Source organism: Sphingomonas sp. Root710, assembly GCF_001429065.1.
In the GTDB taxonomy this organism is placed as follows: domain Bacteria; phylum Pseudomonadota; class Alphaproteobacteria; order Sphingomonadales; family Sphingomonadaceae; genus Rhizorhabdus.
The window spans coordinates 1,643,264-1,668,420 of the sequence record NZ_LMIB01000001.1; the positions used below are offsets into that span (position 1 = coordinate 1,643,264).

Here is a 25,157-nt window from a genome sequence, read left to right on the forward strand (position 1 = left end):
CAAAATTGCTCCCTGGCACGTTGGCAGGCGGGAGAGGGGATGCCTGGATGGCACCAATTCAGCCCTATTGTGGAGCCCCGCCGGTGCCCGGCGGTCTGCTGGATCGGTTCAATATCGATCCTCCTCTGATCCTTGCGCTTCTGCTGGCCGCCGCGCTCCATACCGCTTGGATGCACCGCCATGGCAAGTCCGCGACGCTTGCAATTTCAGGGTGGGCCACCGCGGCGGCGGCTTTCATTTCCCCACTGTGCGCGCTTTCGGTCTCCCTCTTCTCCGCCAGAGTCGGGCAGCACATGATCCTGCTGCTCATCGCGGCACCGTTGCTCGCCGCCGGCCTGCCGCGCGTCCGCGGGGAACCCTGGGCGGCAACCGCGCTTTTCTTCGTGCTTCTGTGGCTCTGGCATATGCCCGCGCCATATGCCGCCACGTTCACGTCGGACGCCATTTACTGGACAATGCATGTTTCGCTCTTCGGGTCGGGAATCTGGCTCTGGGCAAGTCTGCTCAACCATGATGCCCGCAGTGGCTTTTCCACCTTGGCTGCGGGTACGATCACCTCGGTCCAGATGGGTATGCTGGGCGCGGTGCTGACACTTTCCCGTCACGCAATGTTCACTCCGCATTATTTCACGACCGAAGCCTGGGGTTTCACGCCGCTGAGTGATCAGCAGCTCGGTGGCGCGTTGATGTGGGTGCCCGGTTGCCTGCTGTTTCTCTGGGTAGGGACGCGCAGTTTCCGCCTGGCTTGGCGCGCGATCGACGGTGCGAGGGCCGCATGAGCGCGACGCCGCTTGCCTTTCTGACAAGTGCGGGCAAGCGGGCTGCAGCGACGGTACCGCTGACATGGTTCACCCTCGGCATATCGATCCTGGTCTGCGTGATCGTCGCTGTCCTGCTGTGGGTCGGCGTCGCGCGGTCGAAGGCCCATGGCGGGGCAGCGGAGACAGTCGCCACACCGCTCGCACGGCAAGACCAGAGCGGACTGCGGTGGATCACTGTGGGGTTGATGCTGTCCGCAGTCCCGCTGGTCATGACCCTTGTCTGGACGATGGCCGCTCTCGCGCAGGTCGCGGTTCCGCCCGACAATCCGGGCCTGGTCCTCGATGTAACCGCGCATCAGTGGTGGTGGGAAGTCCGCTATGAGGGCGCGCTCCCGTCGGACAGCTTCGCTACGGCCAACGAAATCCACATACCTGTCGGGATCCCCGTGCTGGTGCGCCTGCATGGTCAGGACGTGATCCACAGCTTCTGGGTGCCCAAGCTTTCAGGGAAAACCGATGTCATCCCCGGCCAGACCAACCAGAGCTGGTTGCAGGCCGCTCAGCCCGGACGATATCGGGGGCAATGCAGCGAATATTGTGGTGCCCAGCATGCCAAGATGGCGTTTGAAGTCGTCGCCGAAAGTCCCGCCGCCTTCGCGCGCTGGCGCCAGGCGCAGCTTCAGACGGCGCCCCCGCCTCGCAGCCCCGAACAGACCCGTGGGCTTGCGCTCGTCGAATATCGCTGCGGCCTGTGTCACGCCGTTCGCGGTACCAACGCCTCCTCCTATTATGGTCCCGATCTCACCCACCTGATGAGCCGCCGCATGATCGCGGCCGGGACACTCCCCAACAATCCAGGCTCGCTGACCGGCTGGATCCAGGCGCCTCAAGGGATCAAACCCGGCAGTTTGATGCCCAATCAGCATTTGAGCGGACCGCAGCTCGGCGATATCCGCGCCTACCTGGAAACGCTCCAATGAAGGCCGCCTTTCGCACCCCACAGATTGGTGACGACAATGATATCCTGCGCGCGCGCCTCCACGCGACCTGGGAGACGCCGCCGGGCTGGCGCGGCTTCTTGTCGAGCGTCGATCACAAGCAGATCGGCATCCGCTATATCGTGACGGCCTTCGTGCTGCTCGCGATCGGCGGAATCGAGGCGCTGGTATTGCGGCTGCAGCTTGCCGGCCCCAATCTCCATTTGCTGACGCCCGATCAGTATAATGAGCTTTTCTCGACGCACGGGATGACGATGACCTTCCTTTATGCGTCGCCCGTGCTGTCGGGTTTCTCCAATTACCTATGGCCGCTGCTGCTCGGCAGCCGGGACATGGCCTTTCCGCGGCTGAATGCGCTGAGCTACTGGATTTACCTGGCGGCTGCGCTGTTCCTCTACGCGGGCTTTGTCGTCGGTGCCGGACCGAATGATGGCTGGTTCAATTACGTGCCCTATGCCGAGAAGGCGTACAGCCCGGGGCTCAACCAGGATTTCTATGGCCTGGGGATGATCCTGCTCGGCATCTCGACGTCGGTCGGTGCCGCGAACTTCCTCGTCACCTGCTTCAAGACGCGCGCGCCAGGCATGTCGATCAACCGGCTGCCGATCATGGTGTGGGGTACGCTCACCGCGAGCGCCGCCAATCTGATCGTCGTCCCCGCCGTCAGTCTCGCTTTCTTCCTGCTGTGGATGGACCGGCAGTTCGGTACTGGCTTCTTCCAGCCTTCCGCCGGCGGTCAACCGCTGTTGTGGCAGCATCTGTTCTGGCTGTTCGGCCATCCCTGGGTTTACGCGATCGTGCTGCCGGCGATGGGAATGGTGTCGGACGGCCTGCCGGTCTTTTGCCGCCGCCCGCTCGTCGGCTATTCGCTCGTAGCGCTGTCGACCGTCTCCACGATGATCCTCGGCTTCGGTGTCTGGGTGCATCATATGTTTGCGACCGGCCTGCCGGGGCTTTCGCTCAGCTTCTTCTCGGGCGCGTCCATAATCATCACCGTACCGAGCGCGGTTGCGGTCTTCGCCTGGCTCGCGACGATATGGACTGGACGGCCGGTAATCACGACCGCTTCCCGATTCTTCGCCTCAATGATCCTGCTGTTCGTCATCGGCGGCGTCTCGGGGTTCATGACCGCCAGCGTTCCGGTCGACTGGCAACTGACCGACACCTATTTCGTCGTGGCTCATCTCCATTATGTCCTGATCGGCATCAACGTCTTTCCCGTCGTCGGCGCGGTCTATTTCTGGTTCCCCAAGATGACCGGCCGGATGATGGACGAGCGTCTCGGCCGCTGGAACTTCTGGACGATGTTTCTCGGCTTCAACCTCGCCTTCCTGCCGATGCATCTCACCGGTCTGCTGGGCATGCCGCGCCGCATCTACACCTATCCGGAAGGCATGGGCTGGAACACGCTCAACCTGATCACCTCGATCGGGAGCTTTGTCTTCGCGATTGGGGTGCTGCTGTTCTTCATCAACGTGTGGAAGAGCTGGCGGAACGGAACGGTAGCCGGGCGCAATCCCTGGGATGCACCGACCCTTGAATGGACCACCTCATCGCCACCGCCGCCTTATAATTTCGCGGTAATTCCGACGGTCGCCTCGCGCCATCCGCTCTGGGAAGGCCGGATCGACGAAAGCGAAGAGCGCTCGACGCTCGATCGCGGGATGACGCTCGATCAGGGCAAGGAGACGATCCTGACAAGCGCGATGGATGCCGAGCCCGAGCGCATCGCAGAAATGCCGCAGGACAGCTACGCACCGTTCCTGCTCACGCTGGGTCTTGCGATCCTGTTTGTCGGCTTGTTGCTCAAATATTGGATCATCGTCGCCATCGGCGGTGTCGGCGCCGCAGCGGCTCTTTTACTCTGGGTATGGCCCCGGGCCGGCCTGCTTGAGCGCATCGAGGAGCGGGTCGATGGTTGAGCAGGTGTTGGCTGAGCCTAGCCGGCTTCCGGTCGGTCCAATCGGCCGGAAGGGCATGGGCTGGTCGGGCGTGCTGATGCTCGTCGCGTCCGAAGCGAGCTTGTTCGGCTATCTGCTGTTCAGCTATTATTATTGCGCCGCGACCGCGCAGCCGGGCTGGGTGCTCGAACCCCGTCCGGCTCTTTTCCCCGCTATCCCAAGCACGATCATGCTGCTCGCATCGAGCTTCACGGCGTTATGGGCCGAGAAGGGAGTCGAGAAGAACAACGAACTCCAGACGCTGCTCGGTCTCGGTATCACCTTCGTCCTTGGGGCCGCGTTCGCCGCGATCCAGATGCATGAATGGGCGGGCAAGTCGTTCCGGTTCGCCACGTCGCCCTATGCCTCGCTCTATTTCACGACAACCGGCTTCCACATGGCCCATGTCCTGATCGGGCTCGTCATTCTTCTCACGATGTTCGGCTGGACGGCAGCAGGCTTCTTCTCGCCACGCCGGCGCATCGTCGTGTCGGTCGGTGTGCTCTACTGGCATTTCGTCGACATCGTCTGGCTATTCGTGTTCACCACCTATTATCTGACCCCCTATCTCGGGTTCGGGCTATGACCGGGCGCAGCAACAGCGGTGAGCGCACAGGTGGTCTCAGCCATCATCCGGCCCCGCATGCCGACAAGCTGGCCGCGCCATTGACCGCCTTCATCCTCATGGCAGGTCCGCTCGCCTGGCTCACGCAGCTGACCGCCGGCTTTGCGATGACAAGCTGGGCATGCTTCCCAGGCGATATACGTTGGGCCGAGCCCAAGCCCGGTTATCCGCTGGCTGCGGTCGGCGTGTCGATTATCTGCGCCTTGATCGCAGCGGCCTCTGGGCTGGTCGCTTGGCGCAAGTTCGCCGAGGTCAAACAAGAAATGAGCGGAGGCACCCGGCATCTCGCCGACATCGGCCACGGCCGCACACGCTTCGTTGCGCTGTGGGGCGTAATCCTTGGTGCCACCTTCACCGTGACCATCCTTGTCACGCTCGTCGCCTTCGTTCTGGTGCCGCCATGCGCCGGTTGATCGCGGCCATCGCCCTGGCGCCGCTCGCAGCCTGCCACGATCCGCATGCGGCCGCGAAAGCGCTGATCGCCGAGCGCTGCGCGGCCTGCCATGTCGTCCCTGGCATCGCCACCGCGACGGGCACGGTCGGGCCGCCCCTCTCCGGCATAGCACGCCAGCAGATCCTCGCAGGCCGGTATCCAAACCGCCCGGATGTCATGACCCGCTGGCTGATCGATCCGCAGGCGATGCAACCGGGCGGTGCGATGCCATCGACCGGGCTCAGCCCTTCCCAGGCGAAGATCATCGCCGACTACCTCTACACGCTGGACAGATCATGATGAAACGCCTCGCCCTGCTAGCCTTGGCATCCGCACCCGCCGCGCTTCTCGCACAGTCCGTTCCCGCACCCGTCCCTGCGGGGGAAGTGTTCACGCGAGCGCAGATCGGCCGCGCTCTCAGTCCGCCGACCCCAGCGGCCGGACGTACCAACGCCAATCCCAGGCTTGCTCCCGCCGACGACGGGCAATGGACGATGCCCGCCAAGAATTATGCGGCGACTCGCTATTCGGCGATGGCCGAGATCAATCCCGCCAATGTCGCGAAGCTTCGTCCGGTGTTCGGCTTTTCGCTTGGCGTCAACAAGGGCCAGGAAGCGGCGCCTATCGTAGCGGGCGGGACGATGTATGTCGTCACGGCCTTTCCCAACCTGGTCTACGCACTCGATCTGACGAAGCCGGGCGCGCCGCTAAAATGGCGTTACGCGCCCAAACCGTTGCCCGCCGCCCAGGGGGTTGCTTGCTGCGACGTCGTCAATCGCGGCGGCACCGTCGACAAGGGCAAGTTCATCTTCAACACGCTCGACGGTCAAACCATCGCGGTCGACATCAACAGCGGTAAACCCGCGTGGAAGACCCAGCTCGGGAATATCAACAAAGGCGAGACGATGACGATGGCGCCGCTGGTCGCCAACGGCAAAGTCTATGTCGGCAATTCGGGCGGCGAGATGGGGGTGCGAGGCTGGATCATTGCCCTGGACGAAGCGACCGGAAAGGTCGCCTGGAAGGCCTATAATACCGGCCCCGACAAGGACGTGCTGATAGGCCCGGGCTTCAAGCCCTTCTATGCAATGGACCGCGGCAAGGATCTCGGCGTGAAGAGCTGGCCGGCTCAGGCCTGGACGATTGGCGGCGGCAATGTCTGGGGCTGGGTCAACTATGACCCCGAACTCAACCAGATTCTTTATGGCAGCGGCAATCCTGGGCCTTGGAATGCCGAGCAACGCCCAGGCGACAACAAATGGACCACCGGCATTTTTGCGCGCGATCCCGATACCGGAGCAGCGCGCTGGTACTACCAGATGTCTCCGCACGACGAGCATGACTATGACGGCGTCAATGAGCAGATTCTGCTCGACATGCCGTTTGCCGGCAAGATGCACAAGGTGCTGATCCATCCCGATCGCAATGGCTATGTCTATGTTGTCGATCGTACCAATGGCCAGGTGCTCTCCGCCGATCCTTACGGTCCGATCAACTCATCGGAAGGCGTCGATCTTGCCACCGGCCGTCTGAAGGTGAACCCGACCAAGCAGACCAAGCTTGGCCAGGTTATCCGCAACATCTGCCCGACCGCGAGCGGCGCCAAGGACTGGAATCCGTCGAGCTTCAGCCCGCGCACGGCCCTTATGTACATTCCGCACGAGAATATGTGCATGGACTGGATGAACCTCGAGGTGAACTACATCTCGGGCACGCCCTATGTCGGTGCAGAGGTGCATATGAAGCCGGGGCCCGGTGGCAATCGCGGGGTTCTGACCGCCTGGGATCCGGTGATGCGCCGGCCCGCCTGGGAGGTGAAGGAGGATCTGCCGATCTGGTCGGGGACGGTCGTCACGGGTGGTGACCTGGTCTTCTACGGAACGATGGACGGCTGGTTCAAGGCTGTGTCCGCGCGCACCGGCAAGGAGCTGTGGAAATACAAGGTCGACAGCGGCATCATCGGTCAGCCGATCAGCTATCGCGGCCCCGACGGTCATCAATATGTCGCCGTGCTGTCGGGCGTGGGTGGCTGGGCCGGCGCGGTGGTCTCGGGCCCGGTCGATCCGCGCGACGGATCGGCAGCGCTTGGCATGGTCAACGCGATGAGCGATCTCCCCAAGAAAACCACCGCGGGAGGGACATTGTATGTCTTTGCGCTTCCCAACTAGCATCATCACACTCGCGCTCCTGGGGCTGGCCGCCTGCCACAAGGCGGACAAGGGAGGAATGCCTGCCGAGCAGCCGGATCACCAAGGCGTGATCGACAGTGGGATCACCCCGGGCACCGAAACTGCGCTTGTCACCGACGATCCGCGGGCCGCGCAATATTATGACAATCCCGCTGCCGTCATTACCGGCATGAAGCTCTACAAGGCCTATAACTGTTCCGGCTGCCACTCGGCCGGCGGCGGTGGCATGGGCCCGTCGCTGATGGACGACGTATGGGTCTATGGCGGGCGGCTCGCGCAAATTCACCAGACGATCGTCGAGGGCCGGCCCAACGGGATGCCAAGCTGGGGCGGCAAGATCCCCGACGGGCAAATCTGGCAGATCGCCGCCTATGTGCGCTCGCTTTCGCTACCGGAGACCCTTGCTGCGCAACATGGCCCAACGCCGGGCCAGTCCCCCGCCCCGGTACCGAGATCGGCCGACGCGCATGGGGGCTGGACGCCGCCCAAAGATACCACCAACGATTATACGTCGACGGTGAAGGCGGATTGATGCGGCGCCGATTATTGGCCCTTGTCCTGTTCGCGGCATCGCCATCGCTCGCCGACACAGTGCTCGTTTCGGATGAGACGAAAAACGTCCTCCACGTCATCGATGGCGTAAACGGTGCTGTCCAGGCCGACATAGCGGTGGACGCGCGCCCGCGTGGGCTGGCGGTCTCGCCCGACGGCAAGAGCCTCTACGTTGCGGCGGGCAATGCCAACACCATCGACGTCGTCGATCTCGCGACGCGCAAGATCGTTCGTCGCCTCGCTTCCGGTTCGGATCCCGAGCGCTTCGTCGTCAGTCCGGACGGTACCCGGCTCTATATCGCCAACGAAGACAACAGCGCGGTCACATTCCTCGATATCGCCAGCAACAAGGCCATCGCCTCGGTTCCTGTTGGTCCGCAACCGGAAGGGATGGCCGTCAGCCCAGACGGCAAGCTGGTGATCGCCACCGCCGAGACATCGAGCACCACCCACTTCATCGACGTGGCATCGGCCAAGGTGCTCGACAGCGCGCTGGTCGGCTCACGTCCACGCTCGGCGATTTTTCTGAGTGGCGGCAAGCAATTGTGGGTCACATCGGAACTGCGCGGGACGATCGCGATCTTCGATCCCGCCACGCACAAGATCACCGACACGATCGATCTTGTGAAGCTGATGCCCGACATCGATCCCGTGCAGGCGGTCGAACTACTCGTGACACGCGACGGCAAGCGGCTGTTCGTGGCGCTCGGCAGGGGCAATCATGTCGCCGAGCTCGATCCCGAAACGCATAAGCTCGTGCGTGTTTTTCCCGTCGGTGAGCGCAACTGGGGGATCGCGTTGTCGCCCGACGGAAGTCGGCTTTATGCCGTCGCGGGCCTGTCATCGGACATGACCGTGATCGATCTTCAGGCCAACAAAGTAATCCGGACGGTCAAGCTCGGAGAGCGCCCGTGGGGCGTGGTGGCCGTGCCATGATCGGCCTTCTCGCGCTGATCGCGGCGGTCGTCCCATCGCCCGATCTGGTGGTGTGCGCGGACCCAAATAATCTGCCCTTTTCGAACCAGGCGGGAGAGGGCTTCGAAAACGAGGTCGCGGAAATCGTCGCCCATGATCTTGGTCGCAGGGTCCGCTATGTCTGGTGGGCACAGCGTCGCGGCTATGTTCGCAACACGCTCGGCGAAGCGAAATGCGATATCTGGCCAGGGGTCGCGAGCGGGGTCGAGATGGTGGCGACAACACGCCCCTGGTATCGCTCGACCTATGTCTTCGTCACGCGAGAGGACCGGCCACTGAGCGGACTGACGCTCGATGACCCGCGCCTCAAGACGCTGTCGATCGGCGTCCAGATGGTCGGCAACGATGCACAGAACACACCTCCGGCGCATGCGCTGTCGGTGCGGGGACTGATCGATAATGTTCGCGGATATATGATCTACGGCGATTATGCGCGACCCAATCCCCCGACCGCGATCATCAAGGCCGTCGCCGATGGCGACATCGACGCTGCGATTGTGTGGGGACCGCTGGCGGGTTGGTATTCCCGCCACGCGGTCGTTCCGCTCAGGATCGAGAATGTGACGCCGTGGCTCGACCAGGGTCAATGGCCGATGGTGTACGATATCTCGATGGGCGTTCGCCGTGACGATCCGCAGCTGCGTCGAAAGGTGGAAACGATCCTCGAAAGCGAAAAGCCAGCGATTGGGGCTATCCTCCACCAATATGGTGTGCCTGTGGTCGATACACAGTGAACTTCAGCTCCGCGGTATGGCTCTTTGGCGCTCATCTCCGGCTTTGAGCGATATCGCCCAAATAGGGTACCACTCTTGAGCGCCCGCTCTTGCCAACGCCGTCGCGGATCTTGATTAGTTCGCCGGCTGAGCGCGAACACTCTCGCGAAGCCGGGCAAAATCGCCCGGAGCCAACATCGGCACCGCTTCGACAAACGCTACGACGTCGGTTATCTGCCGATCGGAGAGTAACTCTCCCCATGCCGGCATGGCGGTCATCTTTACGCCATGCCGCACGATATGTTCGAGTTCGTGGTGCCGCCAACGTACCCGCGCATCGAGCAGGAAGGGCGGCGTCGGCAGCATGGCACTCACCCACGGCGCCCTGGCGACGCCGGGGCCGCCATGGCACTCTATGCATCGCGCCTCGTACACCTTCGCCCCGGCCAGCAGCCTTGCCCGATCCATGGTAGGCGGCGGTCCGCCGGTGGCGGCGCGCCATTTCACGGAATGAATCATCGTCATGTGGATCGCCCAAGCGATCGGCTTGGGGTGAGGACTGTCGGCACTGGTATCATAGGCGATACCGAACAGGATCAGGGCCGACACAAGGAGGCCGATGACTGCCGCAGTCAACATCCCTAGCAGCCATCCGAGTAGCAGTGGTTTTGTCCCAATTTTTCGCCGGATCGCCATCAGCGGAGCGTATAAAGGTAGGCAGCGATATTGCGCGCCTGCTCGTCGGTAAGGTGCTGATCGGGCATCGCGTTGGTCGTTACGATCGACGCGGGCGATTTGAGATAATGCTCTAGATTACCAGGAGAGTTCGCGAGCACTCCGACGATCATCTGCCGTGATGCGAAATGCGCAAGCGAGGGACCTGCCATACCATCGGCCCCCTCGATGCCAGGAATAAGATGGCACGAACCGCAGGCCTCGCGCGCTATCATGAGCTCTCCCTCATCGGCTCGACCCATAGCGACTGGCGTAGCGGGCAATTGCTGGCAGCTGCTCATTATAGCCGGCGCTAATATTAAAATCGCGCGCATAATTAAGCGCCGCGCGATGGAAGCATGTTTACGCTCAATGCGATGTTTTTCGGTGCGCAGATCATCGAGCTGGCACGGGCTCGCGCCGGCACGCGCGCCACAGAGTCGCTCGGCCCCCATCTCGATCGCGGCATCGTTCATGTCGCTCTACCTCTCGCACGGCTGGCAAACCGCATGCCGCGATATGGACGGCTTTGGGTCGGCCTGACTAGCCCACTTCTCGTCGCGACGATGAAAGGAGATTCCCGGTGGTGCGCGCGCTGACAGCGCAACGAGCCAGGTATTAGTTACGGATACCCACCGTCGCACTAGGCTCATGCTTCGGGCACCAATCTGCCGCACGCCAAATCTTGGGCGGCGGTCGTTTGTCGATGCGCCGAACGACGCCATTGCCGATCGGCGCCAGCTCTGCCTTCGCGGACGGCCGCGGCGCTACGCAGTAGCGGTTATAATCCTCCTGTGAGTGGGACACCTGACGATAGACCATCCCCTTGGCGGCGGAGATGGCGCGATCGACGACAGCCTTTTCCGGCTGCGCTGCGGTCATGCTCTCCAGCCCCGCCGACCCGAATGCGATAGGATCGCCGCGATTGTTCCAATGCGGCGCGCAAAGCAGCACTAGAGAACCGCCGACGGTGGCGACGAACTTCTGCGCCGCTGCTTGCGACAGCTTGATCGCATCGACCTCGCTCGGCTGGCCGGTAGCCGGAAAGAAAGTGAAGCCCTTGGCATGATGAACGCAAACGACCGCACCCCAACCTGGCGCATCGTCAGCGAACAGCAGAGTCCAGCCGGCGGGACGGATAGCCTTCGCCGCGATATTAGCCTGGTCGGCGGCATCCACACTGTTGCCGCGGATCACGACATGACCGCTCTGGGTGTTACCCAGAACGAATACTTCGCCCGCCAGCGCAGGACTCGAAACCAGCCCTGCGATCAGCAGCGCAGCAACGCCGATCGACCATCGGATTTGCGTGCCCCACCCCCGCAAATCGTCACAGCGGTGACCAATTCTTGTCATGGATTGTCTAATCGCCCTAGCCGCCACGAACATCACCCAGCAACTGGAGCCGTGGCAGGCCGGGAGCCGGGGTTTGCCTCCCGCGCAGCCGGCCTGCCGCGTTCAATCGATCCGAACATAAATGTCCTCCGGATGCCGAAGGCGGTGGATGGAGTCGAAGTTTGCCCCCTGTTCGACGTTACTGACCAATGTCGGATTGCCAAAGAGTTGGCCGCGCCGGCTGCATTCGTCGAGGAAGCGCGAACGATAGGGCTCTGCCGCAGCGTTGACCTTTGCATAATGATCCTGACCATGTGGATCGATCGAAGCCGAGGGGGAGACGATTTCACTGAAACACACCAAGTTGCGTGTGCTCTTTGGTCCCGGCACGAGAGCGACAGTATAGTAGAAACGCAGCGGTATGCCGCCGGTGCCACTGACGCCTGTGGTCCTGCCAGCTACCGCCACCACCGGCTGCGTCGGCGCGACGGCCGCCCTTGCCCCAGCCACCCCACCCTGGGTTGGGCCCGCCGCCTGCGCGGCGTGTTGCGCATGCTGCATTGCCATCGTTCGCACACCATCAGAGACCATTTGATCGCCGACGCCGCTCACCGCTTGACGGGTCAGGGCATCGTCGGTGGTCATCTCGACCCCCTTCATGCCGAAACCCATCACCTGCTGGGCATTACCGCCGGCCATCGCGGCACCCGCTGCCATCATCAACCCGCCCAGCAGGCCGCTGTCGCCGCCCTGGGCCTTGGCCAGCGCGGCTTGCTGCTGTTGTGCGCGCCATGCGGCGAGCTCGCGGGGGGAGAGGAGGGTAACGCCGATCTTATAGTTCTTGCCCGATCCGCGCAGCCAAGCCTGCGCGTATAACCGCCAGCTCTTGCGCTCCGTGATGGCGGTCAGATCACCCCGCGGGCCGCCATTGTCCTCGGCGGCGAAGGAACCCGACCGCGGCGTACAACTATTGGTGATCATCAGCACCGCGCGCTGGCCGTATGGAGCAAGATCGACGCGGACCCCGCTGCCGACCGGCGCATCTATCCCATAACAGGCTACGCGCCAAATCCCGCTGTCACCGGCATCTTGCTCGGAGGTCGCCGCCGAGATCGCCCTTCCCGGATAGAGTCTGCGCGCGGACTCGTCGCGCGAGATCGATTTGTCAGTTCGCGCCAATGCCAAGGCGGTATCTATGTCAGGCCTTGAAGTCGGCGTCATCGTGAGGATCGACGCAACGCCGCGGCGAAGAATGCCGATATCGATCGGCTTGCCAAGGGGCTGGGCGCGAACGGTTTCGGCCATCGTTTCCAAGGAAACGGGGGCGCCGGCGACCGTCATCACGATGTCGCCAGGAAGCAACCCCGCGATGCGCGCCGGCGATGTGGGATAGGTGAATTCAATCCGCGCCGGCGGCCGATCCGGATCGGACAATTTTCCGAGTTCGCGGCTGGTGTACATGTGCAACGAGGCACCGATCCACACCGAATTGGCGTCCGCCGCAGCGGACTCGGGCGGATCCTGCTTATCGATCGCATCGCGCAGCACTTTGCAGGCCGCGGTCTGCTCGCCCGCGGCACATTGCGCTGCATAGGCCTTGGCAAGGCTATCGTCTTGCGCAGCCGCCCTGCCCGCGAGAAACATCGCCATCGTGACCGCGATCCCCGTACCAAATTTCCGAGCCATAGCGCCCCCCCAAAACATCTTACGCCGCATTGCAGCCGCTCCCGCCGCGCTCCGACTTGCAACCTACCGCCTCCCACTGACCGCCGCCTCCTTCAAATGAAGGAGGCGCTCTTAACTGGCAGCGAAGCCGCTGAACGCGCCGAGCAGGCTGGCGAGATCGGCCTGACGGGTCGCGCCCGTTTTCAAAAAAATGGTCTTGAGATGGCTGCGTACTGTTACGACACTACAGCCCATCGCGGCGGCGATTCCGCCGGGTGCCGCGCCGCCCGCGATATGGCGAGCGACGATCGCCTCCGTCGGGGTCAGATCGAACAACATCTGCAGCAGGTCGGCGCTTGGCATTCGTCGGTTAGCTGCATCGGCAATGATCACTATCCCGCTCATTTCGGGGAACAGGTCCCGCGCCTGCCTCACGATAGGCACCAGGTGTAACGCGGCAATCGCCCGCCCGTCCGCATCGCGCAGAGGCATCGAGCTACCGCCACCGCCTTTGCGTAGGCGATCGAGCGCGTTGGCGAGCGTTTGATTGGCAGCGGGATGGACGATCTCGATCCGTGCATGCTTGTCATGCAAGAGCGTGCCGGTGAACGTGAGGAAGGCGGCATTGGCCTCCCTTAACCGCCCTTGGCCATCGAGCAGCGCGGCCGCCACGCCTATCATTTCCAACGCCGCGATCACCGCGCGACGACGCCCCTCTTCAACCAAAGCGCTCAGCATCGCAGCACGCGCGAGATGCGGGCGGAGTGCATTGAGGTAGGGTGACGCCGCGCGCGAGGCGGCATGATCGGCGAAGCCCTCGATTGCCACAATCAGTGCGTCGTCGCGACTGCCCTGGATCATTGTACCGGATCCCGCGGCCACGCCGCGCGGATTGAGGAATTCGACGTACATCGGCAGTGTCGCAAGTTCCTTTTCGGTATGCAGGTCGCTGTCCGAGAGAAACCCGGCATATGGCTGACGCGCGATGAGCCGGCCGACACGGCTGTTGTCGCGGTTCCAGCCAAGCCGATCGAAATCAGCAGAGATTTCGACCATGTGTTCCGAGCTGTGGACGACCAGCCCACTATCGGTGCTGCGAATCAAGTTGCCGCCGCGAGCGGCAAGACGTCGGGCGATGCGGTCCAAAAGCGCTGGCCACCGCGACGGGATCGCACCCGCTTCATAAATGTCGGCGATGAGATCGACTTCTGGCACTGATAAACGCTCGCTCCGGCAGAGTCGTCGTTCCCAAGCCTACGCCTGCCACCGCAGAATAAAGCCCGGTTCAGGCGGCATTTCAAGGCGTTGTGACGAGAGCACCTTCGGAACGCGTCCACCACATCGGCGGCTAGTTCGTCGTAGACATGGCGCGACGCAACACAGCGTCAACACCCCTACCATCTCGAACATGTCGTGGTGTTCCATGGCGTCTTCTCAGGCTGTCATAACGGGCGCAGTCGACAGCAAGCTCATGACGCATCCGAAGCATCGGGCATGAGCGGCTCGAAGAGGCATGGGCAATGCACCCGTTCAGCAGCCGAGTGTTGAACTCATCGTAGATCGTAAATCAAGCACAGGGCGTAGCCACCGAAGCTGCCGACACGGCGGAGCTAAGTCCCATAATGCCCTTCATGAGAGGAAGGGAGGTCGATGAAGCCGTTGCGCCGTTGCTGGTCAATATGGCCGCCAGGGCACTTGGATGATCGGGTGTCCCTGGGAATTCATGGAGATGGTGTAATCGAAGCCTGAGGAAGAAGCATTTTCGTAGCAGATCAGACCAGCGTGAGCTCCGATCTGTCCTGCAAACTCGCGCTCCATCCGATGGATCCACGAGTCATTGGGAAAGTCGGCCGTGGCGCCGTTCAGATACCGATCTGTGCGCCCGACCTGCGAATGGTAGATCGGGCTGTCGCCCGCATCGGTAACGCTCGCCCAGCAAAAGCCATACATGGTGATACCCGGCTGCTGTGCTGACGGTGAACTGCCAGAGGAGGCCAACTTCGTCTGCGATCCAACATCAATCGTCGGAGCTTGCACGGGCGTACCGCTCGGACTGGCACCGCTCCGGTACTTATTTTTATCCATCATGTGCTGAGTACCGGATGCGATGAGGCTGTCAGCCTGCCCAGCGAGCGCACTGCGCATATTCGCGTCGTCGCTGGTAAGTTCAGCACCTTTCATGGCGAACCCGGCGACCTGCTCCGCGTTCCCGCCCCCCAGCGCAGCACCAACTCCCATCGCTAACGCGCCAAATAGCCCGGAGTCAGATCTCGAAGCTCGCTGCTGCGCCATTCGCTGCCGGGCCAACACTCGCGCTTCTTCCGCTCGGAGGACCTCTGCATCGAATGCCGTCAACTCGCTAGGCGTGGACGCGACCAGTTCGAGCATGACGCGGTAGGGTTTCCCGCGACCCCACAAGTTCACGCGCAGAAACCGCGCCCGGTTTCCAAGGTCATGTGTACGATACAAGATTAGCTTATCAGCCTGCGCATCCGCGTTAGAGTCTTTGAGTACTGTAGCGCTATTTTCACAACCATCTGCAACCCAGGCGCCGCTACTCGCCCGATCCACCCTGACCGTAATACGATAGGCCCGGTCGGATTCGAACGGAAGTTCGTAGCAGGCCATACGGATTCCCATAGGACCTTTGACGTCCCCGATGCCCGCCTGGGCGTCCACCGCTTGACCCACCGGCAATAGAGGTCCAGGCCGCGCATCAAAACCCCAGCTTTCGGCTGCGGCGGGCACTGTTGCACCAACCATCAAGGAGTACAGCGCGCCTGTCGCGGCTAGCCTTGAACCAATCATCTAAAAACCTTTCCCCCCGTCCGATCTCGGCTGCCCCTCGAACCGCCTGGTAACATAAGCATTTCGATAAGACATCGCATTGACGCTGCATCCGGCAGGGACCGGATGAACCTCACATCTTCGGAAATTCCACTGACTGTAAGTTAGCGCCAGTCATTTCAATCCTTCGCTGACCATGCTCCTGTTACGTACCCGCAGTAAACTTCGTCAAATCAGCACGAGGGATGGCAGCTTGATTTAAAATTGAGGCTTGTCGGCCTTTGTCGACTTTCGCCAATGCGAAACGTGAACCCGTCAGTCAGCCCCAGCCCAAAATCCGCCTAGGCAGGCTTCCGAAACTTACCTCTCACAACCTTTCCGCCAATCCGAAGCCGGTCGAGATAATCTGACCACCACTGCGCCATGCGAACCCGCTCAGCCCAATGCGCCCCGCGGTGGTAGGCTGCCCTTACTTTATTGTGCTCGCCGTGCGCGAGCGCCCGCTCGATAGCATCCGGATGCCATAAGCCTGATTCATTGAGCAACGTACTGGCCATCGCCCGGAAGCCGTGGCTCGTCATCTCGTCATGGCCATATCCGAGCCGCCGCAGGGCAACATTGAGTGTATTCTCGGACAGGGGCCGCCGAGTGGTGTGAAGCGCCGGAAAAAGAAACTCGCTCTGGCGCGCCAGCGATCGTAGTTCCTGGAGCAGATAGAGAGACTGTTTGGACAACGGCACAGCGTGCGGTTGCTTCATCTTCATCCGCTCAGCCGGGACCCTCCAGACCTTCTCAGCGAAATCCACTTCCCCCCATTTCGCCTGCCGCAACTCTCCCGGCCGCAGGAAAACATGCGGAGCAAGCCGGAGAGCAAATACCGTTTCGGGGCGACCATTATAGTCGTCGATAGCACGAAGCAGGGTTCCCACCCTCGCTGGATCGACGATCGCGGCATGATGCTTCACCTGCGGCACGACGAGGGCGCCCCGCAGAATATCGGCCGGGTTTCGCTCTGTGCGCAGCGTCGCAAAACCATAGCGAAAGACGCGGCCTGCAAAGGCGCGAAGACGCAAGGCGGTCTCATGATGCCCCCGTCGCTCGACCCTCTTGAGGACGTCCAGCAACTCGTGCGGCGTAATCGACGCGATCGGGCGCTTACCAATCGGACTGAGCAGATAGAGAAACCAGCGTGCCTTCTTAATCGTGGCGGGCGCCTTCCCTTCCCGCTCGATTTTCTGGATATATTCCTCAGCGACGAGATCGAAGGTCGTCTTGGCGGCCAGCTCGGCCTCGAGCTTACGTTGGCGCTTTTCCTCAACCGGATCGACCCCTTCCTCAAGCTGATTACGCGCCTCATCGCGGGCCTTGCGGGCGTCCTGCAGGGACACGTCAGGGAACGAGCCGAAGGAAAGCTTCTTCTCGACCCCGAACTTTCTGAAACGGAAGCGCCAGAGCAGGGAGCCGGTAGGCTGCACCAATAGATAGAGCCCCTTGGCATCCGCGACTTTGTAAGGGCGATTCGCCGGTTTGAGGGAGCGGATTTGGGTGGTGGTAAGCATAGTGGGCCACGCCTCCTTCGAAGCTTCGTGGTCCCATGTTTTTTGGCCCGCTTTGAGTGGACCACGGTGGAACATAGTGAGAAAACATGAGACGCTAACAGGCCAGTTATAGCCTGTTTTATAAGGGTTTTCTACCCATGTTCTCTATATGTACTGGTGCCGCTTACAGGACTCGAACCTGTGACCCCCGCATTACGAATGCGATGCTCTACCAACTGAGCTAAAGCGGCGAACCGAAGCGCGCCCTTAACAGCGCTCACCGGCTTGTTCAAGCGCCGGGTCGCTCTATCGCGAACGATCGCGAAGATTGTTCCGGCCTTTACCAATCCTCAACCCGCCCGGGCGCATAGAGTCCCGGCGATCGTGGCGAACCCGCGTGATCGCGCGTCGATGTTGAGGACCGAAGATGGAAGATTATCGCTCGTTCGCTGCGGAGGATCTAACCGATTGGGATTTCCCGATCAGCGATGAGCCTTGCATGGACCTGCCGCCGATGATCGGCACCGACGAACGCCGCATGCATGTCCGCGCCTATGAGCTGTGGCTGTCGCTGCTCAACGGCCGCGATTATCCGTCGATCGACGATCTCGATTCGGACCAGCTCGGCGAATTCGGCCCCTATTCGGTGCTGCTCGATTTCACCGCCGACCGGACCAATCCGACGATCGCCTATCTTGGCGACGCGTTGCGCGCGGAGGGCGAGATCGGCGCCGACGTCCGCACCGTGGCCGATGTGCCGTCGCGCGTGATCCTGGCGCGGCTCACCGAACATTATACCGAAATCCTCGACAACCGCGCGCCGGTCGGCTTCGAAGCCGAATTCGTCAGCCTGCGCGGCCAGCCGATGCTCTATCGCGGCATCCTCATGCCCTATTCCTCCGACGGCAAGGTCATCGACCTGATCCATGGCGTCGTGAACTGGAAAGAACCGGGCGAGCATGCCCTGTCGCCCGACATCGTCCAGGCGGTGACCACCGCCTTTGCCGGCCCGGCCCAGCCGGTAGCCGAGGCTGAGGAAGAGGTGCCCGCCGCCACTCCCTCCGCTTTGATCGACGAGAGCCTCTCGCTCGCCGAACTCATCGAGGACGCCCGCGAACTGGCACATGAAGCACGCGACTGCGAAGGCCGCAGCCGTCATGCGCTCTATCGCGCGCTGTCCTTCGCTTATGACGTTGCTCTTGCCGCTGATGCCGACGCCGAAGGATTTGCCGCACTGCTCGCGGAGGCGGGCATCGTGCCGCAGGCGCGCGCGCCGATGACACCGGTCGTCAAGCTGGTGTTCGGCCGTGATTATGATCGCAAGCGGCTGACCGAGTTCGCTGCGGTGCTCACCCATGCGCGCCGGCTTTGCCTAACCGCGGGCATGCTAGGCTCCTGGCTGTCGGGCTTGGCCGGCGGGATCAAGGCGGTCGTCGCCGCCGAACGCGGCGAGCGGCGTCCGGCGCTCAAGGTCGACCGCGCCCAGTCGGCGCGGATGATGCTGGGCAGCGCGCCCGCCCGGGCCGTCGTCGACCTGGGCGACGTCGAAGGAGAGATCATGCTGCTCGTCGCCCGGCGTGAAAGCGACGGACGGGTGGCCATCCTATCGCGTCCGATCGTCGAGCGCTCGCTGGTCGACAAGGCGCTTAAGCGCTTTACCGCCTGATAAAATTACACAAAAGCTGCGATCCGGGTCATGATATGACCGGGTTGCGCCGCCCGCCGCATCACCCTTGCGAATATCGCTACGGGGTTCGCCGCGGGTTGTGACCGTCATGATCTGGGTCCATAGCTGCCTTCATATTCCCAACGCAGACCGGCGCAGACCGGCGCGGGGAGCAGGAGCCGACCTAAGATGGATACCGCTACGAAGATGCCTGAGGCATCCGATGCGCAGGATTTCACCCAGATCTTCGCCAAGGCGCTGACGACCGGCGCACTTCCCGGCGAAACCGACGATTTAAGCGGAGAGCGGCTCGACGCGGCCGCCGCCTTCCTGGCCCAGACGGCCCGGCGGCGGCTGCCCGGTGCGGCGGCGATCGCCATCCAGAGCATCGCCGGCAATAGCGGCGGACGCCGCCTGATGCGGATCGCGGTCGTCAATGACGACATGCCTTTTCTCGTCGACTCGGTGTCCGCCACGCTGGCCGCGCAGGGGGTGGAGGTCCGCCGCCTGCTCCACCCCGTCGCCGCGGTGCGACGCGACCAGGACGGCGGGCTGATCGCACTGCTGCCGCAGGGATCGACCGGCGAACGCCACGAATCCCTGATCTATCTGGAGGCCGAGCGGATCGACGCGCGCGAACGTCAGGCACTCGCGCAGACGATCGCCCGCGTCCTCGCCGATGTCCGCGCCGCGGTACGCGACTGGCCGCAGATGCAGGTGACGCTGCGCGACGCCGCCGAATCACTGCCCGACGGCGAGGGTGCGGCGCTGCTCCGCTGGCTGCTCGACGGCAATCTCACCCTGCTCGGCCACCGTGTCGACTCGGCCAGGGGCGAGGCCAGCGAGCGGCTGGGGATATTGCGGGTCGGCGAGCCGGTGCTCTGGCGCGCCTCGATCGCGCAGGCGGCAGTCGAGTGGTTCGAGAGCGGGGGCGCTGCGCCCCTGTTGATGAAGTCGGACTGCCGGTCGACCGTGCATCGCCGCGCACCGCTCGATCTGATCGTCACGCCGGTGCGCACCGGCAAGAAGGTGACGGGCTTATCGGTCCATGCGGGTCTCTGGACCAGCGCGGCGCTGCGCGCCGCCACAGAGGATATCCCGGTGCTGCGCAGCCGGCTCGCAGCTCTCGAGGAGCGGCTCGGCTTCGATCCGCGCGGCCATGCAGGCAAGGCGTTGCATCATGCGTTGTCGGAACTTCCGCCGGACCTGATCCTCGCCCTCCCGCCCGAAGCCCTGGAGCGCGTCGCGCTGACCGCGATGTCGCTGGTCGACAGGCCGCGTCCTCGTATCGAAATGGCGCGTTCGACCCTGGGCGAACATCTCGTGGCCTTCGTCTGGCTGCCCCGCGAGCTGCTCACCACCGCGCGGCGCACCGCGATCGCGGAGATGCTGACCGATGCGACCGGCGCGACGATGTCCAACTGGTCGCTGCATCTGGGCGAGGGTGATATCGCGCAGATCCGCTACATGTTCGATCTGCCGCCCGAGGCGTCCACGCCCGACAGCGCGCCGCTCGACGCGCGGTTGACCGAGATGCTGCGAGGCTGGGAGCCGGCGGTCGAAGCCCAGCTGGCCGAACTGGAAACGGGCAACCGCTCGGCGCGGCTTGCAATCGACTATGCCGAATCCTTCCCGATAGCTTATCGCACCCATTCGACCCCGGCCGAGGCGGCGACCGACATCGTGCGGCTGAACGCCCTGCCCGACGGCGATGCGCGCAGCTGCCGGCTCTATCGCAGTGATAAGGATCCCGAAAATCGGCTGCGGATGAAGATCTATCGGCGCGGCGCGTTGATTCCGCTGTCCGAGGCGGTGCCAGTGCTGGAGAATTTCGGCTTTCGCGTGATCGAGGAGATCCCGACCACCCTCGACGGCGAGAAGCCGAGCTTCATTCACGAATTCCGGCTCGACCTGGCCGACGCGGCGACCGCCGCCAGCCTGATCGAGCGAGCCGGCATCGCCGAAGCCGCGATTGCCGCCACGCTGGAAGGCCGTGCGGAGAACGACCTGTTCAACGAGCTTATCGTGACCGTGGGGCTCTCGCCGGATGAGGCGCTGCTGTTCCGCGCCTGGTTCCGTTATCTGCGCCAGACCGGCTTCGCTTATGGTCTCGGTACGGCGGTCGAAGCGCTGAAGAAGGCGCCCGGCGTCGCCCGCGACGTAATCGCCTATTTCCGCGCGCTGCATCACCCGTCGCGCAGCGACAAGGCCGAGGCCGAACGGATCAACGGCGAGATCGAAACCGGCCTGAAGAAGGTCAAGGCGATCGACGACGATCGCATGCTGCGCCGTTTCCGCGCGGTCGTGCGCGCGACGCTGCGCACCAACGCCTTCTCTCCCGCAGCGGCCGAAGCGCTGGCCTTCAAGATCGATTCTAGCGGCGTTCCCGGCTTGCCCGCGCCGGTGCCGTGGCGCGAGATCTGGGTCTACAGCCCACGTGTCGAGGGCATTCACCTGCGCGGCGGCCCGATCGCGCGCGGCGGCCTGCGCTGGTCCGACCGGCGCGACGACTTCCGGACAGAGATACTGGGCCTGATGAAGGCGCAGGTCGTAAAAAATGCGGTGATCGTCCCGACCGGCGCGAAGGGCGGCTTCTATCCCAAGCAGTTGCCGTCGATGGCCGATCGCGATGCCTGGCTGGCCGAGGGCACGGAAAGCTACCGCATCTTCATCCGCGCGCTGTTGTCGGTCACCGACAATATCGTCGAGGGCAAGGTGGTCCATCCTCCCAAGGTCGCGATCCGTGACGGCGACGATCCCTATTTCGTCGTCGCCGCCGACAAGGGCACCGCGACCTTCTCCGACGTCGCCAATGCGATCGCGGTCGAGCGCGGCTTCTGGCTGGGCGATGCCTTCGCCTCGGGCGGCAGCCATGGTTACGACCATAAGGCGATGGGCATCACAGCGCGGGGCGCCTGGGTATCGGTCCAGCGCCATTTCGCCGAGATGGGCGTCGACGTGCAAAAGGACGAGATCCGCGTCGTCGGCTGCGGCGACATGTCGGGCGACGTGTTCGGCAACGGCATGCTGCTGTCGGAGACGATCAGACTGGTCGCGGCGTTCGATCATCGCCACATCTTCCTCGACCCCGATCCCGATGCGGCGAAGAGTTACGCCGAGCGCAAGCGCATGTTCGCGCTGCCCCGGTCGAGCTGGGCCGATTATTCCGCGAAGCTGATCTCCAAGGGCGGCGGCGTCTTCCCGCGCGACCAGAAGGAGATCCCGATCACCCCGCAGGTCAAGGCCGCACTGGGCATTGAAGACGATGTGCTCGATCCATCGGCGCTTATCGCGGCGATCCTCAAGGCGCCGGTCGACCTCCTCTGGTTCGGCGGGATCGGCACCTATGTGAAGGCGCGCTCCGAAACCAATCCCGAAGTCGGCGACCGAGCGAATGAAGCACATCGCGTCGATGGCGATCAGGTCCGTGCGCGGGTGATCGGCGAAGGCGCCAATCTGGGCGTGACCCAGGCCGGACGCATCGCCTTCGCGGCGAAGGGCGGGCGGATCAACACCGACTTCATCGACAATTCCGCGGGTGTCGACTGCTCGGACAATGAGGTCAACATCAAGATCGCGCTCAACCGCGAGATGATCGAGGGCCGCCTCGCCTTCGAGAAGCGAAACGCGTTGCTCGAGAAGATGACCGGGGACGTCGCGCATATCGTGCTGGAGGACAACCGGCTGCAGACGCTTGCGCTGTCGCTCGCCGAAAGGGGCGGCGCGGAGGCGCTGCCGTCGCAGCTGCGCGTCATCGAGATCCTGGAGGAAGCGGGCCGCGTCAACCGCGCGGTCGACGGATTCGACAATAACGAGATGCTGCTGCGCCGCGCGCAGGACCAGCACGGGCTGACCCGGCCCGAGCTGGCGGTGCTGCTGTCGCACGGCAAGCTGGCGCTGCAGGACGCGATCGAGAATAGCGAGCGGACCGCTGATCCGATGCTGACTCCGTTGCTGCACGCCGCCTTCCCGCTGGCGATGCAGAAGGAGCATGCCGACGCGATCGACGCGCACCGGTTGCGCCCGCAGATCATCGCCACCAAGATGTCGAACCGGGTGATCAACCGGATTGGCCTCGTCGCGCCGTTCGAGATGGCGGAGGAGGAGGGCTGCTCGCTGGCGCAGGTCGCCGCGGCCTATTTCACGATCGACGCGCTGTTCCAGCTCGAGCCGTTGTTCACTAAGGTCGAACAGGCGACGATCACCGAACAGGCGCGCTTGACGCTGCTCGACACCCTCGCCGAACTTGGCCGGTCGCACGTCGCCGACCTGCTGCGCAGCACCGCGCCCGACACCGACATCGGCACGATGGTCGATATGCTGCGGCCCGGTCTCGCACGGCTCGATAAGGCGCGGGGCGAACTGATCAAGGCCGAGGCGCGCCAGCAGTCCGAGATGTTGCGCCAGCGGATCGGCACCGACGGGGTCGACAAGGCGCTGATCGACGCGGTGACGCGGATCGCCGAACTGGAAGGCGCGATCGGCACCGCTGCGCTGGCAAGCGAACTGGCCGCCGATGAAGTCGACGTCACCCGCGCCTATGTCGTGCTGGGCGAAGCGCTGGGCCTCGACTGGGCCAAGTCCGCCGCGATGCGCTTCCGCAGCGCAGACAGCTGGGAAAGGTTGCTCGTCGCAGGGCTGGCGCGCGAGTTCGGCCAGATCCGGCTCGATTTCCTGGCACGCCACGGCAAGACCGATCCGGGCAAGGCGGTTCGCGACTGGATCGACCAGCATCAGGCGCGCGCCGATCAGTTCCGTCAGACTGTCGAACGCGCGCGGGGCGCGGCCGCGCCAACCGCGGCGATGCTCGGCCAGATCGCCGCACAGGCGCGCGCACTGCTCACGAGATGAAAGGTAACTTATTGTAGAATCGTCCCGTTGGATCATTGTCACCCTGCCTGCAGCGCGCCTATCATCGTGAACGCAAGGGGTGCTGACGATGGGATCTGCGCATGGTAAATCGCGCGTCGGTTCGATCGATCTTCCCCGTCTGCGGCTGATGGGAGGCAGCGGCTGATGCGATCGATCCTGCTGCGGGGCTGTCGGTGAGCGGCTTCAACTATCTGATGCTGGCCGGCGCCGGCCTCGCCGTCCTGCTGTTCATCCTGCTTGCCTTCGTGCTCACGCGCCGCAGCCATGGCGGTGGCGGGTTCGAGGCGCCCGATCCGCGTCCCGCCGTTCCCGTCGCCTCTCCCGCCTCCGCGCCGCCGGCAGCAGCACCGGCGCCTTTGCCGCCCTATGCCGCCTGGCGGCTGGTCGGGCGCGAGATCGCCAATCCGGATTCGGCCGGCGGACCGCTCTACCGGCTGCGCCTGGAGCCCGAGGATGGCCTGCCGCGCTGGCGTGCCGGGGCGGTCGCCAACATCTATTGCGGCCCGCCCGCCGACGTTCTGGAAGGCGAAGCGGCGCTCGGCGCGCCGGCCGGCGACTATATGATCGGCTCGCTGCCTGAAGAGGGCGCGATCGAGATCGTCGTGCGGCTGTGCGCACAGCAAGGCCCCGATCAAGGCCGCCGCTCGCGCTGGTTGTGCCAGGAGATCGGGACCGGGCAGCAGGTCGCGCTCGCGCTGCGCGACACCCCCGGCTTCCTGCCCCCGCCCGACGACACCCCGCTGATCCTGATCGGCAATGCGACCGGCCTCGCGGGGCTGCAGGCGCAGATCAAGGCGCGGCCCGCGGGGACGCGCAACTGGCTGATCTTCGGCGACCGCAACAGTTCGGGCGACAAGGTGCTCGCCGCGGTGATCACCGACTGGGTCGCGTCGGGCCATCTCGAACGTTGCGACCTCGTCTTCCCCGGCGAGGGCCGCGAGCAGCGCCATGTCACCGACCAGATCGAGGACGCGCAGACCCCGCTGCTCGACTGGGTGTTCGCGGGCGCCGCCATCTATGTCTGCGGCAGCAGGCTGATGGGCGACGACGTCAACTCCGCGCTGCTCAGCCTGCTCGGCGAGGACGTGCTGCAGGAGATGACCGACCAGGGCCTCTACCGCCAGGCGGTCTACTGATCCTCCACCCCCGCAGCGGTGGCCCCAGCCACCGCCCGCCGGAACAGCCAGACCCGGATCGCGCTGGCGAGGTTGGGCAGGGCGTCATCCTGGACCCGTTCGGCGTCGATCCGCGCGACCAGCGCGTTGAGCGGCACCGCCTCCTCCCCCGCCGCGCGGACCAGCGCATCCCAGAAGACCGGCTCGAGCGTGATCGAGGTGGCGTGGCCGGCAATGTTCACCGAACGCTTGACCGGGCCCGCCACCGCGCGATCCCGT

Annotated in this window: 21 protein-coding genes and 1 tRNA gene; 13 read left to right on the top strand and 9 right to left on the bottom strand. The window is 63.7% G+C overall.

What is annotated here, in order from left to right; translation table 11 throughout:
* Positions 1–83: 83 nt before the first annotated feature.
* The 10 genes from ASE00_RS07670 to ASE00_RS07715 are packed head-to-tail and all read left to right on the top strand — an operon-like array spanning position 84 to position 9,207.
* The gene (locus tag ASE00_RS07670; protein ID WP_056378714.1) at positions 84–779 is read left to right on the top strand and encodes a cytochrome c oxidase assembly protein; all 696 of its coding nucleotides are present in this window, start codon (positions 84–86) and stop codon (positions 777–779) included.
* On the top strand, positions 776–1,741 hold the full coding sequence (gene coxB, locus ASE00_RS07675) for a cytochrome c oxidase subunit II (RefSeq protein WP_056378715.1): 966 nt from the start codon (positions 776–778) through the stop codon (positions 1,739–1,741). The genes ASE00_RS07670 and coxB overlap by 4 nt, the downstream gene beginning before the upstream one ends.
* On the top strand, positions 1,738–3,681 hold the full coding sequence (gene ctaD, locus ASE00_RS07680; protein WP_056378717.1) for a cytochrome c oxidase subunit I: 1,944 nt from the start codon (positions 1,738–1,740) through the stop codon (positions 3,679–3,681). The genes coxB and ctaD overlap by 4 nt, the downstream gene beginning before the upstream one ends.
* Positions 3,674–4,285, top strand: coding sequence for a heme-copper oxidase subunit III (locus ASE00_RS07685; RefSeq protein WP_082594515.1), 612 nt, complete (start codon positions 3,674–3,676; stop codon positions 4,283–4,285). Before ctaD ends, ASE00_RS07685 begins: the two co-directional genes overlap by 8 nt.
* Positions 4,282–4,737: a hypothetical protein gene (locus tag ASE00_RS07690; RefSeq protein ID WP_056378723.1), complete on the top strand. Its 456-nt coding sequence runs from the start codon at positions 4,282–4,284 to the stop codon at positions 4,735–4,737. The genes ASE00_RS07685 and ASE00_RS07690 overlap by 4 nt, the downstream gene beginning before the upstream one ends.
* Positions 4,725–5,057, top strand: a complete 333-nt coding sequence (locus tag ASE00_RS07695) for a c-type cytochrome (RefSeq protein ID WP_056378725.1) — start codon at positions 4,725–4,727, stop codon at positions 5,055–5,057. The genes ASE00_RS07690 and ASE00_RS07695 overlap by 13 nt, the downstream gene beginning before the upstream one ends.
* A complete protein-coding gene (locus ASE00_RS07700; RefSeq protein ID WP_200957886.1) occupies positions 5,054–6,925 on the top strand; it encodes a PQQ-dependent dehydrogenase, methanol/ethanol family in 1,872 nt (623 codons plus the stop codon). The genes ASE00_RS07695 and ASE00_RS07700 overlap by 4 nt, the downstream gene beginning before the upstream one ends.
* A complete protein-coding gene (locus ASE00_RS07705) occupies positions 6,903–7,478 on the top strand; it encodes a c-type cytochrome (protein ID WP_082594516.1) in 576 nt (191 codons plus the stop codon). Before ASE00_RS07700 ends, ASE00_RS07705 begins: the two co-directional genes overlap by 23 nt.
* Entirely contained in the window at positions 7,478–8,434 is a 957-nt protein-coding gene (locus ASE00_RS07710) for a PQQ-dependent catabolism-associated beta-propeller protein (protein ID WP_056378731.1), read from the top strand. The genes ASE00_RS07705 and ASE00_RS07710 overlap by 1 nt, the downstream gene beginning before the upstream one ends.
* A complete protein-coding gene (locus ASE00_RS07715; RefSeq protein ID WP_056378733.1) occupies positions 8,431–9,207 on the top strand; it encodes a quinoprotein dehydrogenase-associated putative ABC transporter substrate-binding protein in 777 nt (258 codons plus the stop codon). Before ASE00_RS07710 ends, ASE00_RS07715 begins: the two co-directional genes overlap by 4 nt.
* 114 nt (positions 9,208–9,321) lie before the next feature.
* Here the strand turns inward: ASE00_RS07715 and ASE00_RS07720 are convergent, their stop codons facing one another.
* The 8 genes from ASE00_RS07720 to ASE00_RS07760 all read right to left on the bottom strand — a co-directional run bounded on the left by ASE00_RS07720 (position 9,322) and on the right by ASE00_RS07760 (position 17,476).
* Positions 9,322–9,825: a c-type cytochrome gene (locus tag ASE00_RS07720; protein ID WP_235538567.1), complete on the bottom strand. Its 504-nt coding sequence runs from the start codon at positions 9,823–9,825 to the stop codon at positions 9,322–9,324.
* Between the two features lie 56 nt (positions 9,826–9,881).
* On the bottom strand, positions 9,882–10,376 hold the full coding sequence (locus tag ASE00_RS22855) for a c-type cytochrome (RefSeq protein WP_082594517.1): 495 nt from the start codon (positions 10,374–10,376) through the stop codon (positions 9,882–9,884).
* Positions 10,377–10,518: 142 nt separating this feature from the next.
* Positions 10,519–11,289: a hypothetical protein gene (locus tag ASE00_RS07735; RefSeq protein WP_156405316.1), complete on the bottom strand. Its 771-nt coding sequence runs from the start codon at positions 11,287–11,289 to the stop codon at positions 10,519–10,521.
* 69 nt (positions 11,290–11,358) lie between these two features.
* On the bottom strand, positions 11,359–12,885 hold the full coding sequence (locus ASE00_RS07740; RefSeq protein WP_056378742.1) for a hypothetical protein: 1,527 nt from the start codon (positions 12,883–12,885) through the stop codon (positions 11,359–11,361).
* 147 nt (positions 12,886–13,032) lie between these two features.
* Positions 13,033–14,115 carry a helix-turn-helix transcriptional regulator gene (locus tag ASE00_RS07745; protein WP_056378744.1) on the bottom strand — a complete coding sequence of 361 codons (1,083 nt, stop codon included), beginning with the start codon at positions 14,113–14,115 and terminating at the stop codon, positions 13,033–13,035.
* A 459-nt stretch (positions 14,116–14,574) separates the two neighbouring features.
* On the bottom strand, positions 14,575–15,708 hold the full coding sequence (locus ASE00_RS07750) for a hypothetical protein (RefSeq protein ID WP_056378746.1): 1,134 nt from the start codon (positions 15,706–15,708) through the stop codon (positions 14,575–14,577).
* 320 nt (positions 15,709–16,028) lie between these two features.
* Positions 16,029–17,246, bottom strand: a complete 1,218-nt coding sequence (locus ASE00_RS07755; protein WP_056378748.1) for a tyrosine-type recombinase/integrase — start codon at positions 17,244–17,246, stop codon at positions 16,029–16,031.
* A 154-nt stretch (positions 17,247–17,400) separates the two neighbouring features.
* Positions 17,401–17,476: transfer RNA gene (locus ASE00_RS07760), tRNA-Thr, on the bottom strand.
* A gap of 176 nt (positions 17,477–17,652) precedes the next feature.
* Between ASE00_RS07760 and ASE00_RS07765 the strand changes: the two genes are divergently transcribed.
* From ASE00_RS07765 to ASE00_RS07775, 3 genes are all read left to right on the top strand, one after another.
* Positions 17,653–18,891, top strand: coding sequence for a hypothetical protein (locus ASE00_RS07765; protein ID WP_056378750.1), 1,239 nt, complete (start codon positions 17,653–17,655; stop codon positions 18,889–18,891).
* A gap of 207 nt (positions 18,892–19,098) precedes the next feature.
* Entirely contained in the window at positions 19,099–23,742 is a 4,644-nt protein-coding gene (locus ASE00_RS07770; protein WP_056378752.1) for an NAD-glutamate dehydrogenase, read from the top strand.
* Between the two features lie 194 nt (positions 23,743–23,936).
* Positions 23,937–24,899, top strand: coding sequence for a hypothetical protein (locus ASE00_RS07775; RefSeq protein ID WP_056378755.1), 963 nt, complete (start codon positions 23,937–23,939; stop codon positions 24,897–24,899).
* Here ASE00_RS07775 and ASE00_RS07780 read toward each other — a convergent pair.
* Positions 24,893–25,144 (bottom strand): ribbon-helix-helix domain-containing protein, encoded by a 252-nt coding sequence (locus ASE00_RS07780; RefSeq protein ID WP_056378757.1) that lies wholly within the window; start codon positions 25,142–25,144, stop codon positions 24,893–24,895. The genes ASE00_RS07775 and ASE00_RS07780 overlap by 7 nt on opposite strands.
* Positions 25,145–25,157 lie beyond the last annotated feature (13 nt).

What these genes read in the sequence shown, in the direction of transcription:
- ASE00_RS07685 (WP_082594515.1), top strand. Translation starts at nt 3,674, where the DNA reads ATGGTTGAGCAGGTGTTGGCTGAGCCTAGCCGGCTTCCGGTCGGTCCA.
- ASE00_RS22855 (WP_082594517.1), bottom strand. Translation starts at nt 10,376, where the DNA reads ATGAACGATGCCGCGATCGAGATGGGGGCCGAGCGACTCTGTGGCGCG.
- ASE00_RS07755 (WP_056378748.1), bottom strand. Translation starts at nt 17,246, where the DNA reads ATGCTTACCACCACCCAAATCCGCTCCCTCAAACCGGCGAATCGCCCT.
- ASE00_RS07700 (WP_200957886.1), top strand. Translation starts at nt 5,054, where the DNA reads ATGATGAAACGCCTCGCCCTGCTAGCCTTGGCATCCGCACCCGCCGCG.
- ASE00_RS07750 (WP_056378746.1), bottom strand. Translation starts at nt 15,708, where the DNA reads ATGATTGGTTCAAGGCTAGCCGCGACAGGCGCGCTGTACTCCTTGATG.
- coxB (WP_056378715.1), top strand. Translation starts at nt 776, where the DNA reads ATGAGCGCGACGCCGCTTGCCTTTCTGACAAGTGCGGGCAAGCGGGCT.
- ASE00_RS07735 (WP_156405316.1), bottom strand. Translation starts at nt 11,289, where the DNA reads ATGTTCGTGGCGGCTAGGGCGATTAGACAATCCATGACAAGAATTGGT.
- ASE00_RS07740 (WP_056378742.1), bottom strand. Translation starts at nt 12,885, where the DNA reads ATGGCGATGTTTCTCGCGGGCAGGGCGGCTGCGCAAGACGATAGCCTT.
- ctaD (WP_056378717.1), top strand. Translation starts at nt 1,738, where the DNA reads ATGAAGGCCGCCTTTCGCACCCCACAGATTGGTGACGACAATGATATC.
- ASE00_RS07710 (WP_056378731.1), top strand. Translation starts at nt 7,478, where the DNA reads ATGCGGCGCCGATTATTGGCCCTTGTCCTGTTCGCGGCATCGCCATCG.
- ASE00_RS07770 (WP_056378752.1), top strand. Translation starts at nt 19,099, where the DNA reads ATGCCTGAGGCATCCGATGCGCAGGATTTCACCCAGATCTTCGCCAAG.
- ASE00_RS07690 (WP_056378723.1), top strand. Translation starts at nt 4,282, where the DNA reads ATGACCGGGCGCAGCAACAGCGGTGAGCGCACAGGTGGTCTCAGCCAT.
- ASE00_RS07720 (WP_235538567.1), bottom strand. Translation starts at nt 9,825, where the DNA reads ATGTTGACTGCGGCAGTCATCGGCCTCCTTGTGTCGGCCCTGATCCTG.
- ASE00_RS07695 (WP_056378725.1), top strand. Translation starts at nt 4,725, where the DNA reads ATGCGCCGGTTGATCGCGGCCATCGCCCTGGCGCCGCTCGCAGCCTGC.
- ASE00_RS07765 (WP_056378750.1), top strand. Translation starts at nt 17,653, where the DNA reads ATGGAAGATTATCGCTCGTTCGCTGCGGAGGATCTAACCGATTGGGAT.
- ASE00_RS07705 (WP_082594516.1), top strand. Translation starts at nt 6,903, where the DNA reads ATGTCTTTGCGCTTCCCAACTAGCATCATCACACTCGCGCTCCTGGGG.
- ASE00_RS07715 (WP_056378733.1), top strand. Translation starts at nt 8,431, where the DNA reads ATGATCGGCCTTCTCGCGCTGATCGCGGCGGTCGTCCCATCGCCCGAT.